Source organism: Pseudomonas sp. IT-P2, from assembly GCF_949767575.1.
Taxonomy (GTDB): domain Bacteria; phylum Pseudomonadota; class Gammaproteobacteria; order Pseudomonadales; family Pseudomonadaceae; genus Aquipseudomonas; species Aquipseudomonas pharyngis.
Map to the genome: position 1 here is coordinate 189612 of NZ_CATKQA010000022.1, position 14003 is coordinate 203614.

15 protein-coding genes are annotated in these 14003 nt (G+C 61.3%); 7 read left to right on the top strand and 8 right to left on the bottom strand.

Annotated features, from left to right (window positions below):
* Positions 1 to 205: 205 nt before the first annotated feature.
* The 3 genes from ACM6JM_RS13510 to ACM6JM_RS13520 all read right to left on the bottom strand — a co-directional run bounded on the left by ACM6JM_RS13510 (position 206) and on the right by ACM6JM_RS13520 (position 1988).
* Complete coding sequence (locus tag ACM6JM_RS13510; RefSeq protein ID WP_003227660.1) at positions 206 to 802, bottom strand: superoxide dismutase; 597 nt, start codon at positions 800 to 802, stop codon at positions 206 to 208.
* Positions 803 to 978: 176 nt separating this feature from the next.
* The gene (locus tag ACM6JM_RS13515) at positions 979 to 1581 is read right to left on the bottom strand and encodes a LysE/ArgO family amino acid transporter (RefSeq protein WP_103387414.1); all 603 of its coding nucleotides are present in this window, start codon (positions 1579 to 1581) and stop codon (positions 979 to 981) included.
* Between the two features lie 5 nt (positions 1582 to 1586).
* Positions 1587 to 1988 carry an ACT domain-containing protein gene (locus tag ACM6JM_RS13520; protein ID WP_414882057.1) on the bottom strand — a complete coding sequence of 134 codons (402 nt, stop codon included), beginning with the start codon at positions 1986 to 1988 and terminating at the stop codon, positions 1587 to 1589.
* A gap of 96 nt (positions 1989 to 2084) precedes the next feature.
* Here ACM6JM_RS13520 and ACM6JM_RS13525 point away from each other — a divergent pair, with 96 nt between their 5' ends.
* From ACM6JM_RS13525 to ACM6JM_RS13540, 4 genes are all read left to right on the top strand, one after another.
* Positions 2085 to 2972 carry a LysR family transcriptional regulator ArgP gene (locus ACM6JM_RS13525; protein WP_414882058.1) on the top strand — a complete coding sequence of 296 codons (888 nt, stop codon included), beginning with the start codon at positions 2085 to 2087 and terminating at the stop codon, positions 2970 to 2972.
* 108 nt (positions 2973 to 3080) lie between these two features.
* Positions 3081 to 4073: an NAD-dependent epimerase/dehydratase family protein gene (locus ACM6JM_RS13530; RefSeq protein WP_039765898.1), complete on the top strand. Its 993-nt coding sequence runs from the start codon at positions 3081 to 3083 to the stop codon at positions 4071 to 4073.
* Between the two features lie 116 nt (positions 4074 to 4189).
* Positions 4190 to 5065: an ATPase gene (locus ACM6JM_RS13535; protein WP_414882059.1), complete on the top strand. Its 876-nt coding sequence runs from the start codon at positions 4190 to 4192 to the stop codon at positions 5063 to 5065.
* 122 nt (positions 5066 to 5187) lie between these two features.
* Positions 5188 to 6036, top strand: a complete 849-nt coding sequence (locus ACM6JM_RS13540) for a cache domain-containing protein (protein WP_039765901.1) — start codon at positions 5188 to 5190, stop codon at positions 6034 to 6036.
* A gap of 44 nt (positions 6037 to 6080) precedes the next feature.
* Here ACM6JM_RS13540 and ACM6JM_RS13545 read toward each other — a convergent pair whose 3' ends face one another.
* Complete coding sequence (locus ACM6JM_RS13545; RefSeq protein ID WP_414882060.1) at positions 6081 to 7598, bottom strand: MDR family MFS transporter; 1518 nt, start codon at positions 7596 to 7598, stop codon at positions 6081 to 6083.
* A gap of 79 nt (positions 7599 to 7677) precedes the next feature.
* The gene (gene pobA / locus ACM6JM_RS13550; protein WP_371857926.1) at positions 7678 to 8862 is read right to left on the bottom strand and encodes a 4-hydroxybenzoate 3-monooxygenase; all 1185 of its coding nucleotides are present in this window, start codon (positions 8860 to 8862) and stop codon (positions 7678 to 7680) included.
* 187 nt (positions 8863 to 9049) lie between these two features.
* Between pobA and ACM6JM_RS13555 the strand changes: the two genes are divergently transcribed.
* Positions 9050 to 9946, top strand: coding sequence for a helix-turn-helix domain-containing protein (locus ACM6JM_RS13555; protein WP_039765907.1), 897 nt, complete (start codon positions 9050 to 9052; stop codon positions 9944 to 9946).
* 8 nt (positions 9947 to 9954) lie between these two features.
* Here ACM6JM_RS13555 and ACM6JM_RS13560 read toward each other — a convergent pair whose 3' ends face one another.
* Positions 9955 to 10131, bottom strand: a complete 177-nt coding sequence (locus ACM6JM_RS13560; RefSeq protein ID WP_166225760.1) for a hypothetical protein — start codon at positions 10129 to 10131, stop codon at positions 9955 to 9957.
* Between the two features lie 172 nt (positions 10132 to 10303).
* Positions 10304 to 11206 (bottom strand): LysR family transcriptional regulator, encoded by a 903-nt coding sequence (locus tag ACM6JM_RS13565; RefSeq protein WP_203546238.1) that lies wholly within the window; start codon positions 11204 to 11206, stop codon positions 10304 to 10306.
* A 115-nt stretch (positions 11207 to 11321) separates the two neighbouring features.
* Here ACM6JM_RS13565 and ACM6JM_RS13570 point away from each other — a divergent pair, with 115 nt between their 5' ends.
* Together ACM6JM_RS13570 and ACM6JM_RS13575 are read left to right on the top strand one after the other, a co-directional pair.
* Positions 11322 to 12200, top strand: a complete 879-nt coding sequence (locus ACM6JM_RS13570; protein ID WP_102718057.1) for an MBL fold metallo-hydrolase — start codon at positions 11322 to 11324, stop codon at positions 12198 to 12200.
* Between the two features lie 46 nt (positions 12201 to 12246).
* On the top strand, positions 12247 to 12861 hold the full coding sequence (locus ACM6JM_RS13575) for an NAD(P)-dependent oxidoreductase (RefSeq protein WP_414882061.1): 615 nt from the start codon (positions 12247 to 12249) through the stop codon (positions 12859 to 12861).
* Positions 12862 to 13035: 174 nt separating this feature from the next.
* Here ACM6JM_RS13575 and ACM6JM_RS13580 read toward each other — a convergent pair whose 3' ends face one another.
* Positions 13036 to 13914: a LysR substrate-binding domain-containing protein gene (locus ACM6JM_RS13580; protein ID WP_074688417.1), complete on the bottom strand. Its 879-nt coding sequence runs from the start codon at positions 13912 to 13914 to the stop codon at positions 13036 to 13038.
* Positions 13915 to 14003: the final 89 nt, after the last annotated feature.

A 14003-nucleotide genomic window follows, 5' to 3' on the forward strand; every position in this document is an offset into this window, starting at 1 on the left:
ACTGTGTCGGTAGTTTCGGTCTCCAACTTGAGGGACGTCGGACAATTTTTCCTCTTTTGATGTTAGTTCGCCGTGGCTTGGGAGCAAGGCGAGAAGGGCTGCTTCAGGTGTGGGAAAAAGCCTTGTTTGTGATGCAACGCACTCACGATTATTTCCGCAGGTATAAAAAAACCCGGCAAAGCCGGGTTTTTGTCTGGCGTGCAGCTTAAGCGGTGAAGGTCTTGCCTTCGAACTGCTCGGCCACGAACTTCCAGTTGACCAGGTTCCAGAACGCCTCGACGTACTTAGGACGCAGGTTACGGTAGTCGATGTAGTAAGCGTGTTCCCAGACGTCGCAGGTCAGCAGCGGGGTGTCGCCGCTGGTCAGCGGGTTGCCGGCGCCGATGGTGCTGGCCAGGGCCAGGGAACCGTCAGCCTTTTTCACCAGCCAGCCCCAGCCGGAACCGAAGGTGCCGATCGAGGTTTTGCTGAACTCTTCCTTGAACTTGTCGAACGAACCGAAAGCCGCGTTGATGGCTTCAGCCAGTGCGCCGGTTGGTTGACCGCCGGCGTTTGGCGCCAGGCAGTTCCAGTAGAAGGTGTGGTTCCAGACCTGAGCGGCGTTGTTGAAGATGCCGCCCGAGGAAGTCTTGACGATCTCTTCCAGGGTCTTGCCTTCGAACTCGGTGCCTGGCACCAGGTTGTTCAGGTTCACGACGTAGGTGTTGTGGTGCTTGTCGTGGTGGAATTCCAGGGTTTCCTTGGAAATGTGCGGCTGCAGGGCATCGTGTGCGTAAGGCAGCGGCGGCAATTCGAAAGCCATGATGATTCTCCTAATCAGGTCTGTTGCGGTGAGCGCAAGGCCGATCACGGGCGGCCAGAAATGCACCGGCGAGTTTTTACTCTTTGCGGCGCAGGGTTCGGATCATAGCACCGGGGGTGCGGCTTAACCACGCAACAACTGTGTGGGATAGAGGTTCCAGAGCTGTTTGGAATAAATCATGAAGCCAATATCAATTGCCCCGCCACCGTGAACATCATCATCGCCACCAACAGATCGAGAATCCGCCACGTACTCGGCCGTGCCAGCCACGGTGCCAGCCATGCTGCACCGAGGGCGAGGGTGAAAAACCACAGCAACGAAGCACTCGCCGCGCCCACGACATAGGCGCCGGGCACCGACTGTTGCGCACCGAGAGACCCGATCAGCAGAACGGTGTCCAGATAGACGTGCGGGTTGAGCAAGGTCACCGCCAGTGCGCTGAGCATCACTGCCCGCAGCGAACGTACGGTCTGGTTTTCACCCTGTTGCAGGCTCTGTTTCGAAAACACCCTGCGCAACGCCTGGCTGCCGTACCAGATCAGAAACACCGCGCCGCCCCAGCGGGCAACTGCCAGCAACGTAGGGTTCTGCGCCAGCACCGTGGCCAGACCGAACACACCGGCCGCCACCAGCAACGCATCACAGGCGACGCACAGCGCGGCGACCGGCAGGTGATGTTCACGCCGCAGGCTCTGGGCCAGGACAAAGGCATTTTGCGTGCCGATCGCCATGATCAGCCCGAACGCCACCAGCAAACCGTTGGTATAGCTTTGCCACATGACGATTACTCCGCGTTGGCTGCGAGATCGCGCAGCACTTGCATGGCGCGTTCGGAGTCGGCCTGACCGACGAACAAATGGTCGTGGTAGTAGCCGGCAATCACGTTGCAGCTGATCCCGGCCTTGCCCAATGCGGTGGCGAACGCGGCGGTCAGGCCGACGGCTTCCAGCGCCGAATGCACGTTCAGCGTGATCCACGCCGCGACATAGTCGAAGCTGAACCCGGCGCGCTCGGCGTGGGAGCGTTCGAGAATCACCGTCAGGCCTTCCTGTTCACGGAAACTGCCTACGACTTCCAGGCCGCTCGGCAACTCGCCGTCGGACAAGGTGCAGAACACGAATTCGCCGGCATTGAGCTGCGGGCTCATGCTCCGCAGCAGGGTGGTCAACGAGGTTTCGCCAGCCATGGGGGTGGTCCTTGATAAAGAGTGCTTGCTGGCTATTCTCCCGGTTGACGCTGTATAAGAAAAACCAATAGTGCTGATCGCTCATTAGGAAAACTGATGTTCGACTACAAATTGCTTTCCGCTCTGGCCGCCGTGGTCGAGCAGGCCGGATTCGAACGGGCGGCGCAGGTGCTGGGCCTTTCGCAATCGGCGATTTCCCAGCGGATCAAACTGCTGGAAGCGCGGGTCGGCCAGCCGGTTTTGGTGCGTGGCACACCGCCGTCGCCGACCGAGATCGGTCGGCGCTTGCTCAACCATGTGCAGCAGGTACGTCTGCTTGAGCGAGATTTGCAGACGCTGGTGCCGGCGCTGGACGAAGAGGGCCTGCCGGAGCGCCTGCGTATCGCCCTGAATGCCGACAGTCTCGCCACCTGGTGGGCCGAGGCGGTGGGCGACTTCTGCGCCGAACAACATCTATTGCTCGATCTGATCGTCGAGGACCAGACCGTCGGCCTCAAACGCATGCGCGCCGGTGAAGTGGCCGCTTGCCTGTGCGCCAGTGAGCGGCCGGTGGCGGGGGCACGCAGCGTGTTGCTCGGGGCGATGCGCTATCGAGCGCTGGCCAGCCCGGCGTTCATCGAGCGGCATTTCCCCGACGGCGTACGGGCAGAACAATTACCGCGCACCCCGGCGCTGGTGTTCGGCCCTGACGATTTTCTCCAGCATCGATACCTCGCGTCCCTCGGCGTCGATGGCGGTTTCGAACATCACCTGTGCCCGTCGTCCGAAGGTTTTATCCGTCTGACCGAAGCCGGGCTCGGCTGGGGACTGGTGCCGGAATTACAGGTCCGCGAGCAACTGGAGCGCGGCGTGCTGCGCGAACTGTTGCCAGATAAACCGATCGACGTGCCCTTGTACTGGCATCATTGGCGCAATGGCGGTCAGTTGCTCGGGCTGTTGACCGAACAATTGGTGCGCTCGTCGGCGCAATGGCTGGTGGCCTGAAAGCAGCTGTGAGCGTCAAGCTGCAAGCGGCAAGTAAAGCGCTTGCGTACTGTTTTTACCTTGCAGCTCGAAGCTCGAAGCTTGCAGCTGGTTTTGTTGGAGCTCTACATGAAAATTCTGGTCACCGGCGCAAGCGGCTTCATCGGCGGACGCTTTGCGCGTTTCGCCCTGGAGCAGGGCCTGGACGTGCGGGTCAACGGTCGCCGGGCCGAGGGTGTCGAGCATCTGGTGCGTCGCGGTGCCGAGTTCGTTCAAGGCGATTTGAGTGATCCGGATCTGGTGCGGGAATTGTGCAATGACGTCGAAGCCGTGGTGCATTGCGCCGGTGCGGTCGGCTTGTGGGGCCGGTATCAGGACTTCCATCAGGGCAACGTCCAGGTCACCGAAAACGTGGTCGAGGCCTGCCTGAAACAACGGGTTCGGCGGCTGGTGCATCTGTCGTCGCCCTCGATCTATTTTGACGGTCGCGACCATCTCGGCCTGACCGAAGAGCAAGTGCCCAAGCGCTTCAAGCATCACTACGCCGCGACCAAATACCTGGCCGAGCAAAAGGTCTTCGGCGCCCAGGAATTCGGCCTCGAAACCCTCGCCCTGCGACCGCGTTTCGTCACCGGCGCCGGTGACATGAGCATCTTCCCGCGCTTGCTGAACATGCAGCGCAAGGGCCGTCTGGCAATCATCGGCAATGGTCTGAACAAGGTCGATTTCACCAGCGTGCACAACCTCAACGAAGCGTTGCTCAGCAGCCTGCTGGCCGACGCTTCCGCGCTGGGCAAGGCCTACAACATCAGCAACGGCGCCCCGGTGCCGCTGTGGGATGTGGTCAATTACGTGATGCGCAAGATGGAAGTCCCGCAGGTCACCAAGTACCGTTCCTACGGTCTGGCCTACAGCGTGGCGGCGCTCAACGAAGGCGTGTGCAAGCTCTGGCCCGGGCGTCCCGAGCCGACCCTGTCGCGCCTGGGCATGCAGGTGATGAACAAAAATTTCACCCTCGACATCAGTCGCGCCCGGCATTATCTGGACTACGATCCGAAAGTCAGTCTGTGGACGGCCCTCGATGAGTTCTGTGGCTGGTGGAAGGCTCAGGACATTCGTTGATACGAATCTGCCGGCCGGCACTGAACCGCGTCACGGCTTGAGGGTCAATCCCAGCGGCCGCGGGGTTTATACTTCGCCCCAATCTGCCATCACCGCGTTTCACAAAGGTTGCCTCAATGTCCATGCGTAACGATGCCCACGACGATTTCGACGATGTACCGAGCCTGCGCGCCGATACCCTCGATGACGACGATTTTCCGGCCACCGCCCGCACCTCCGTGCATTCGCGCACGCCACCGGTGGTCAAGGTCAAGGCTGCCAGCACCGGGCCGTTGTGGGCACTGGTCGGCGCATTGTTCTTCGCCTTCATTGGTCTTGCCTGGTGGAGCTTCCAGCAGATTTCGCTGATGGAGCAGCAGTTGGTGGCGACCCAGGAAAGTTTCGCGCGCATCAGTGAGGAAGCGGCGGGGCGTCTGCAGGATATTTCCGGCAAGGTCGTGGCCAGCCAGACCAACGTCACCACCGACAGCGAAGCGTTGAAGTTGCAGATCAAACAGCTGCAAAGCGCCCTTCAGGATCAGAGCAAACAGCAGCAGGGCGTGGCCGGGCAGGCGACGGATCTGGACAAGCGCCTGGCGCAGATGACCGCCCAGACCACCGAACAGCAGAACGCCAACACCCAGTTGCAGGCACAGGTCAAAGCCCTGAGCGCCGAACTGGCCACGCTGAAAAGCACCCCGGCCGACACCAGCAAGCTCGACGCCCAGCTCAAGAACTTCGATGCCCAGGTGAAGGGGTTCGATGCGCAGTTCAAGAGCCTCGGTGCCGACATCACGGCCTTGAAAAAACAAGGCAATCCGAGCGCCGCCATCGACCGTCTGGAGCAGGAAATCGTCATCCTCAAGAGCGAGCAGGACAACCGTCCGGCCGCTGCGCAGGGTGGCACCAACACTGCCGAGTTCGACGCGTTCCGCGCGCAGATGACCCGCAACATCAACACCCTGCAAGCGCAGATCCAGAACCTGCAACAGCAACTCAACGCGCGTCCGTAAGCCTCTTGTGTGGCGAGGGCGCGCGCCCTCGCCACAGCAACATTCAGAAGCTTTCTGAATATCCATACATGCCTTCAGGCCGTCTACGCTCTTGAAACACCAACAAGAACGAGGGATGCGTCATGGGGTTTGTGCACAAGCTGGCCTGGCTCGGCGCGGTGCTGCTGTTGAGTTTCGGTCAGGCCAATGCGGCCACCACGGAAAAAGACGACAGCAAGGCCGCCATCGCCTTGCTGGAAAAGGCTCTGGCCTATTACCACGACAACGGCGACAAGGCGTTTGCGGCGTTCAGCCGTCAGGGCGAATTCGTCGACAAGGATCGCTATGTGTTCGTGGTCGATACCAAGGGCGTGATGCTCGCCAGCGGTGGGCCGTCATCGGCGTTGATCGGGCGCGACGTCAGCGAAGTGCTCGGGCCGGACTTGCAGAAGTCCTTCAAGGACGCCTTGAAAGTGCCGGAAGGCAACGGCATCCAGCAGGCCGAATACCGCTGGCAGAACTGGTCCGACGGCAAGGTCGAGCGCAAGCACGTTTACTATCAACGCGTCGGTCAGCGGATTCTGGCGGTGGGTTATTACCTGCCGCGCGCGTCGGCGGAACAGGCAAAAGCGTTGCTCGACAAGGCTGCTACCGATTTGACCAAGGATGAGAAGGGCACGCTGTCCGCGATCAACTCGCTCAAGGGCGGTTACCTCCAGGACGACCTGTATGTGTTCGTGGTCAATCTCGACAACCACCGCTACGTCGCCCACGGCACCAATCTGCGGTTGATCAACACCGATTTCGCCAAGGTCGACGATCCCGAAGGCAAACCGGTGGGCGAACCGATTCTGGCGCTGATCGGCAAACAGGATGAGGGCGAGTACGAGTACCGCTGGAAAAACCCGGTGACCGGCAAGGTCGAGAACAAACATGCCTACCTGAAGAAGGTCGGGAACATGCTGGTGGCGGTCGGTTATTACAGTGCTTGATTGCTGAAAGCTCCCACGCGGCGCGTGGGAGCGATCGGCATCAATCAGCGGGCGCCGTGCTCACGGCCCCGCAGCAACCGGTTCGGCATCGCAATCGCCGCCGCCAGCCCGAGCAGCGAGACCGCCGCGCTGACCATCAGCAAATGCCGGAACGTCACCAGCAATTCGGCACGCAAGGCGTTCTGCGCATCGCCGGGCGCCGCGTTCAGGCCATCGAGCAGCACGTTGCCGGAATGCCCTTCGCTCATCAGCGAGCTGCCGGCCAGGTGGGCGAAACTGGAGTCCTGCAACAACGCCAGCAACAGCGCCGACATCAATGCCACGCCCACCGCTCCGCCCAGGGAGCGGAACAGGTTGGTGGTGCTGGTGGCGACGCCAATGTCCTTTTGCTCGACCGAGTTCTGCGTACCCACCAGCGAAGTCGGGAACTGCATGCCACCGGCGATCCCGCTGAGCAGCATGAACAGGCTGCTGAGCAGCGTGGCATCGGGCGGGCTGAAGGCCATGCCGAGGATCGAGATCGGCATCAGCAGCGCGCCGGTCAGAATCTGCGGTTTGTAGCGACCGGTGATCGAGGTGCGGCGTCCGGCGAAATACGCGCCGATCGGCAATCCCATCGCCAGCGGCAGCAAGTGCAACGCAGCGCTGTCCGCCCCTGCGCCGGTCACGCTCTGGAAGCGCAGCGGCATCAGAACGATCAGGGAAATCGCCTGGAAGCTGCAAAAGAAAATCGTGCACCAGCACAGCAGAGCGCTGCGGTTGGTGAACAGGTGCATCGGCAGCAACGGCTCCCGGGCGCGCCGCTCATGCCAGACGAACACCGCCAAAACCGCCACCGCGCAAGCGAACAGCCCGAGCACTTCGCTGCTGCGCCACGCATGGCCCTGGCCGACCTGAGTGATCGCCAGCAACAGAGCGGTCAGGCCGATGATCATCAACAGGGTGCCGAGATAATCGATGACCGGTTTGCGGTGGGGAATCGGCAGGCCGATCAGGTTGCGTCGCGCCACCCAGTACGCGCCGAGGCCCAGCGGCAGGTTGATCAGGAACACCCAGCGCCACGACAGGTACTCGGTCATGTAGCCGCCGAGCACCGGGCCGGCAACGCTGGCCACCGCGTACATGCTGGAGAAATAGCCCTGATAACGCCCGCGTTCGCGGGGCGGCACGATGTCGCCGATGATCGCCTGACTCACCGAAATCATCCCGCCAGCGCCGATGCCCTGGAAAATCCGCGCCAGCACCAGTTGCTCCATGCTCTGGGCCATGCCGCAGAACAGCGAGGCGAGGGTGAACAGGCCCATGCCGAACAGCATCAGTTTGCGCCGCCCGTACAGATCGCCGAGCTTGCCGTAGATCGGCACCGCCACGGTCATCGCCACCATGTAGCCGGAAATCACCCAGGCCAGCAGGCTGACGTCCTTGAACTGTGCGGAAATGGCCGGCATGGAAACGGCGACGATGGTCTGGTCGAGCGCGCCGAGAAAGATCGCCATCATCAGCGCGACCAGTACGCTGCGAATGGCCGGTTTGGGCGTTTCGGGATGGTTGAGATTGGTCACGGGCAAAACCTGCGGGCAGTGAGGGTCCCGCAGATCGCCAGGCGAGCGGGGATGCTCGCCAGTGTAAGTCGGTAGGAAGCTATTCGATAGCCTCATAAGGAAGCCCGACGTAATTTTCTGCAATGGTTTTTTGACCGGCCTCCGAGCTGACAAAGTAGTCCAGTTCCGAAGCACAGATCCGCTGACTGAAATCATCGTGCTCGTCGAAGCGGTGCAGCATCGAAGTCATCCACCAGGAAAACCGCTCGGCTTTCCACACCCGGCGCAGGCAGATTTCCGAGTATTTCTCCAGCAAGTCAGTGCGACCTTCGCGGTAAACCTTCAGCAAAATCCTGAACAGCGTGCTGACATCGCTGGCCGCCAGATTCAGCCCCTTGGCGCCGGTCGGCGGAACGATGTGCGCCGCGTCCCCAACGAGAAACATCCGCCCGTATTGCATCGGCTCGACCACAAAGCTGCGCAGCGGCGCGATGCTCTTTTCAATCGACGGGCCGGTCACCAGCTTCTGCGCCAGATCCTCCGGCAGACGCTTGCGCAGTTCATCCCAGAAACGCTGATCCGACCAGTCGTCGACGTTTTCCTCGGCCGGCACTTGCAGGTAATAACGGGTGCGGGTCGCCGAGCGCATGCTGCACAGGGCGAAGCCGCGCTCGTGGCGGGCGTAGACCAGTTCCTCGTGAATCGGTGGCGTGTCGGCGAGAATCCCCAGCCAGCCAAACGGATAAACCCGTTCGAAGACTTTCAGGCAATCCTCGGGAATCGACTGCCGGGCCACGCCGTGGAAACCGTCGCAACCGGCGATGTAGTCGCAATCGACGCGCCAGGTTTCGCCGTCCTTTTCGAAGGTGACATAAGCTTCGTCGCTTTTCATGTCACAGGGAACGACATGGCTGGCTTCGTAAATTGTCTGCCCACCGGTCTCCCGACGAGCGGCCATCAGGTCGCGAGTGACCTCGGTCTGGCCATAGACCATCACGGTTTTTCCACCGGTCAGGGCTTGCAGGTCGATGTGGATCCGGCGCCCGTCGAGGGCCAGTTCGAAACCACCGTGCACCAGCCCTTCGGCGTCCATCCGCTGACCCACGCCAGCCTCGCGCAACAGCTCTACCATGCCTTGTTCAAGCACGCCGGCGCGGATTCGGCCGAGCACGTAGTCAGGTGTCTGGCGCTCCAGAATCAGGGTGTCGATGCCGGCGTTGTGCAGCAGTTGGCCGAGCAATAATCCGGACGGACCGGCGCCGATGATGGCGACTTGGGTTTTCAGCGTTTTCATTGTTTTTATGACTCGCAAGCTTCACGCGACAACGGCCGGTGAATGAGTTTCAGGATTCGAGTGCTTGCATTTTTCCCTTGCGGGTCTGTCAATTGAAGGTGAAAACTGAGCCGATACCTGTACATTCTGCCAATCGGTGCGATTATCGCCCGCAAACCTCGAGGCCTGGATTGAAGTGATGAACAAGCCTGACCTGCCTTCGATTCCGGTGTTCAAGCTCTACGGTGAAAGCCTGGACTGGCCGACCCCTGACTTGCTGCACTGTGAAACCATTTCCAAACGCAGCCGCGAACACCAATGGGAAATCAAACCCCACCGCCACGCCGATTTGTGCCAGTTGCTCTTCGTATTCAAAGGTCAGGCAGAGCTTGAAATCGAAGGCCAACGCACGCAACTGAACGAAGCCGCGATCCAGATCCTGCCGCCGTTATCGGTGCATGGATTCCGTTTTTCCGAGGACGTCGAAGGATTCGTCGTCACCCTCGCCACACCGTTGATCAACCATTTGCAGGCGCAACTGGGCAGTTCGGTGCAGGCCCTGGCCCAGGCCGAAAGCTATCCGGCGGGCAAGGACGCGGAGTACCTCAACAGTCTGTTTGCCGCGTTGCAGGCCGAGTACAACGGCCATCAACCGGCGCGGGAAATGCTCATGCATTCGCTGGTCAGCGTGATCATGGTCTGGGTCAGCCGCCAGGCGATCCACCGTCACAACGCCACGCAACGCCCGCAGCGTCAGCGCGAATACCTCAACGGGTTCATTCAGCTGGTGGAAGAAACCTACCGCCAGCACGTCAAGGTCGAAGACCTGGCCCATCGGCTGGGGATTTCCGTCTCGCACCTCAACGGCACCTGCCGCGAACTGGCTGGGCAACCTGCGTTGCAGATCATGCATGAACGTCAGCTACTGGAAGCCAAGCGCCTGCTGACTTATACCAGCATGACCATTTACGAGATGTCCGAGGTGTTGGGGTTTTCCGATCCGACCAACTTCACGCGCCTGTTCCGGCGCCGGGTGGGGATCTCGCCAAAGGCGTTCCGCGACCGCTTGAAGGCCGAGCAGAACGACGACGCCTGAACCTGGTATCAGCGCAGGGCGTTGAGGGTGGCGTTGTGAGGGATGCAGCGCTCGAAGTTGCAGCTCGCGTACTCACGGGGCAGTTGTCGCAACTGCTCCACGCGCCATGCCGCGGTGCCGTACAGCGCCAGCGTGGCCGCACAGGTGATGAAAATCGCGAAGTATCTTCTTGTTCTGGTGTTCATGGCGTTGACCTCTGAACGAATACCCTTGGGTACTACTTTCAGCATAGGCCACGGCAGAGCAGCTGCAAGCTTTGAGCTTTGAGCTTCAAGAATGAAGCAGACTCTCCGCTTGCAGCTTGCAGCTTGCAGCTTGCAGCTTGCAGCTTGCAGCTTGCAGCTTGCAGCTTGCAGCTTAAAGCTGATCCCATTGCGGGTTTTCGGGAAAACGCTGCACCAGAAAGTCCAGCATGCAGCGCAACGCTGCCGGCATGTGCTTGCGTGAGGCATAGACGGCGTAGATGTTCATCTGCCGGGGCTCGGCGTGGGGCAGCAGGCGAACCAGTTCGCCGCTGTGCACATGCACCCCGGCCTGATAGGTCGGCAGCATCGCCACGCCAGCGCCGGCCAGGGTCGCGCGCAGCAGGGTGCTGGCCTCGTTGGCGCTGATGTTGCCCTGCACCGGCACCGAAACCGGTTCGCCATCTTCCTCGAAATGCCACAGGCTCTTGCCGAAATAGGAATGGGTCAGGCAGTTGTGCCGGCTCAGATCTTCAACCCGCTGCGGCTGCGGATGTTCCTGCAGATAAGCGGGCGCGGCACAGACCACCGAGCGGCAGACCGTCAGACGCCGGGCGATCAGGTTGGGGTCGAGGTCGTTGCTGGTGCGGATCGCCAAGTCGATGCGCTCGTCCACCAGGTTCACGGTGCGATCGAGCATTTGCAGGTCGATGCTCACCCCCGGATACGCTTTGACGAACGCCGCCATGGCATCGGCCAGTTGCGCCTGACCGAACGAGGTGCTGACGCTGATCCGCAGCAACCCCCGTGGCGCATCGGCGGGTTCGCTGACGGCGGCCTGCATATCACCGGACAGCTCCAGCATCTGCCGGCAGCGCGGCAGGATTTCGTTGCCGGCGGCGGTCAGGCTCAACTTGCGCGTGGTGCGGTGCATCAGGCGCGCGCCGACCCAGTCTTCCAGTTCCGCCAGATAGCGCGACACCACCGGCCGCGACAGGTCCAGGTGATCGGCCGCTGCCGACTGACTGCCCAGATCCACCACCGTGACAAACACCCGCATTGCTTGGAGACGATCCATGATTTGCCCGCTTTCAGAAACAAACTATGTTCAAGCATCGCATTTTTTGTAACGAGTCTGGCAACTAAGCTCTGTCCCCATCGCCAAGCACGGCATTCGAACAGCGGAGCAACCCATGATCGGCTTCACCACCCTCAAGCGCGTTTTACTGGCCACCGCCACCCTCGGCTTTGCTGCCCACGCAGCGGCCGCGAATCTGACCCTCGATGTCTACAACCCGGGCACCCACGCGATCTTCCCGGTGACTTCGGTACTGGTCAGCGGCGAGAAGGACGCGATTCTGGTGGACGCGCAGTTCGGCAAATCCCAGGCCGAGCAAGTGGTGGAAAAGATCCGCGCCAGCGGCAAGCAACTGACCACCATCTACATCAGCCACGGTGACCCGGATTACTACTTCGGTCTCGACACCCTGACCAAGGCATTCCCGGATGCCAAAGTGCTGGCCTCGCAACCGACCGTTGATCACATCAAAAAGACCGTCGACGGCAAACTCGCCTTCTGGGGCCCGAAAATGGGCGCCGACGTGCCGGCCAAAACCATCGTGCCTGGCGTACTCAAGGGCGACAGCCTGATGCTCGAAGGGCAGAAGTTGCAGGTGGTCGGCCTGGACGGCAAGCAACCGGATCGCAGCTTCGTGTGGATCCCGTCGCTGAAAGCCGTGGTCGGTGGTGTGGTCGTCGCCGAGAACATCCACGTGTGGATGGCCGACACCCAGACCGCGCAATCCCATGCCGACTGGCTGCAAACCCTGCACTCGATCGAAACCCTGAAACCGAAAACCGTGGTGCCGGGTCACTACCTGGGTGACAGCGCCCGTTCGCTGGCAGCGGTGAAATTCACCGCCGACTACATCAAGGCGTTCGACGCAGAAACTGCCAAGGCCAAAGACTCTGCCGCGCTGATCGCCGCGATGAAAAAACGCTACCCGACACTGGGCGAAGAAAGCTCGCTGGAGCTGAGCGCCAAAGTCGCCAAGGGCGAAATGCAGTGGTAACCCGATTCTGAAAAACGCAGCACTCTCAAGCCAACTGGAGAATGTCATGAGCAAGATCGCAATCATTGGTGCCACCGGGCGTGCCGGCAGCCAACTGCTGGAAGAAGCCCTGCGTCGCGGCCACAGCGTCACCGCTATCGCCCGGGATACCTCGAAGATCGGCGCTCGTGCCGGTGTGGTCAGCAAGAATGTCGACGTGCTGGACGCCGCCGCGTTGCAGGACGCCGTCGCCGGTCACGATGTGGTCATCAGCGCCGCGCATTTCGCCACGGTGCCGGCCAGCGCGCTGATCGGTCCGGTGAAACAGGCTGGGGTGAAACGTCTGCTGGTGGTCGGCGGTGCCGGCTCGCTGTTGCTGCCGGACGGCACCCGCGTGATCGACAGCGCCGGTTTCCCGGCCGAGTACAAGGCTGAGGCCAGCGCCGGTGCGGCGTTCCTTGAGGCCTTGCGTCAGGAAAAGGAACTGGACTGGACGTTCCTCTCGCCGTCGGCGCTGTTCTTCGAAGGCGAGCGCACCGGTAAATTCCGCGTCGGCAAGGATGACTTGCTGGTGAGTGCTGACGGTCAGAGCTCGATCACCTTTGCCGATTACGCGATTGCGCTGATCGACGAAGTGGAAACGCCGAAGCACTCGCGTCAGCGGTTTACGGTCGGTTACTGACCGTATGATCGTTCCCACGTCGAGGCGTCGAACCGTCCGCGTGGGAATGCCTCACTGGACGCTCCGCGTCCGCTTCGGCATGGGACGCGGAGCGTCCCGGGCTGCATTCCCACGCGGAGCGTGGGAACGATCAAAGAAGGGGTGCGTGGAAACGATCATCAAGTGAGGGCGGGCTCAGCGGGTATGAGCCTGCTCAACCAACCACCCCATCAATTCCTGCAACTTCGCCGACGGCTCCGACGCCGGCGCGACGATGTAATAGCCCAATCCCGTCTTCACCTTCAGATCGAACGGCATCACCAGTCGCCCGGCGTTCAAGTCGTCGCCGATCAATGACCAGTCGCCGATCGCCACCCCCGTCCCGTGGGACGCCATCGACATCGCCTGATCCAGCGTCTCGAAATGCTGACCGCTGGCGATATTGCTCAAGTGCAGTTCGGCGGCTTCGAGCCACAGCGTCCAGTCGTCATCCGTGTGAGTCGGGTGCAGCAGCAGATGCTGTTGCAGATCTGCCGGTGTGTGCAGGGCCGGCCCGCCGTTGAGCAGCGTCGGTGAGCAGACTGGCGTCAGTTGTTCATCGAACAGATGCAGGGTCGCGGGTGAGTCGTGTGGCGCGGTGCCGTAGATCACCGCCGCATCGAACTGCTCGCGATGAAAATCCACCCCGTGCTGCAACGAGGCCGTGAGCTTCACCGGCACGTCCGGACGCTCGCGCTGCCATTGCAGCAGGCGCGGCAACAACCAGCGCATCACGCAGCTCGGCGCCTTGAGTTGCAGGGTTTCGCGTTTGGCGCCGATCTGCTCCACCGAATCGCCGATCAGGCTGAACACTTGCTGCACCCGTGGCAGCCATTCGCGACCTTCGGCCGTCAGCTCCAGGCCCCGGGCCAGGCGAATGAACAGCTCATAACCCAGATGTTCCTCCAGCCCGGCGATCTGCCGGCTCACCGCACCCTGGGTGATGTGCAACTGCTCGGCGGCCCGGGTGAAGTTGCAGCACTGCGCGGTAATCAGAAACGTGTGCAGGGCGGGCAGGGGAGGCAGTCGTTTCATGTGGATCCAAGGTATGACGTGAGGACATGGCTAGTATGAGCTTTTATCGATTGTTGCGGCTACGGGTCGCCCGTTTCAATGAGGCCAAT

Coding starts and splice junctions, on each gene's coding strand:
- ACM6JM_RS13565 (WP_203546238.1), bottom strand. CDS start 11,206: ATGGATCGTCTCCAAGCAATGCGGGTGTTTGTCACGGTGGTGGATCTG.
- ACM6JM_RS13540 (WP_039765901.1), top strand. CDS start 5,188: ATGGGGTTTGTGCACAAGCTGGCCTGGCTCGGCGCGGTGCTGCTGTTG.
- ACM6JM_RS13535 (WP_414882059.1), top strand. CDS start 4,190: ATGTCCATGCGTAACGATGCCCACGACGATTTCGACGATGTACCGAGC.
- ACM6JM_RS13520 (WP_414882057.1), bottom strand. CDS start 1,988: ATGGCTGGCGAAACCTCGTTGACCACCCTGCTGCGGAGCATGAGCCCG.
- ACM6JM_RS13570 (WP_102718057.1), top strand. CDS start 11,322: ATGATCGGCTTCACCACCCTCAAGCGCGTTTTACTGGCCACCGCCACC.
- ACM6JM_RS13555 (WP_039765907.1), top strand. CDS start 9,050: ATGAACAAGCCTGACCTGCCTTCGATTCCGGTGTTCAAGCTCTACGGT.
- ACM6JM_RS13530 (WP_039765898.1), top strand. CDS start 3,081: ATGAAAATTCTGGTCACCGGCGCAAGCGGCTTCATCGGCGGACGCTTT.
- ACM6JM_RS13560 (WP_166225760.1), bottom strand. CDS start 10,131: ATGAACACCAGAACAAGAAGATACTTCGCGATTTTCATCACCTGTGCG.
- ACM6JM_RS13525 (WP_414882058.1), top strand. CDS start 2,085: ATGTTCGACTACAAATTGCTTTCCGCTCTGGCCGCCGTGGTCGAGCAG.
- ACM6JM_RS13580 (WP_074688417.1), bottom strand. CDS start 13,914: ATGAAACGACTGCCTCCCCTGCCCGCCCTGCACACGTTTCTGATTACC.
- ACM6JM_RS13510 (WP_003227660.1), bottom strand. CDS start 802: ATGGCTTTCGAATTGCCGCCGCTGCCTTACGCACACGATGCCCTGCAG.
- ACM6JM_RS13515 (WP_103387414.1), bottom strand. CDS start 1,581: ATGTGGCAAAGCTATACCAACGGTTTGCTGGTGGCGTTCGGGCTGATC.
- ACM6JM_RS13575 (WP_414882061.1), top strand. CDS start 12,247: ATGAGCAAGATCGCAATCATTGGTGCCACCGGGCGTGCCGGCAGCCAA.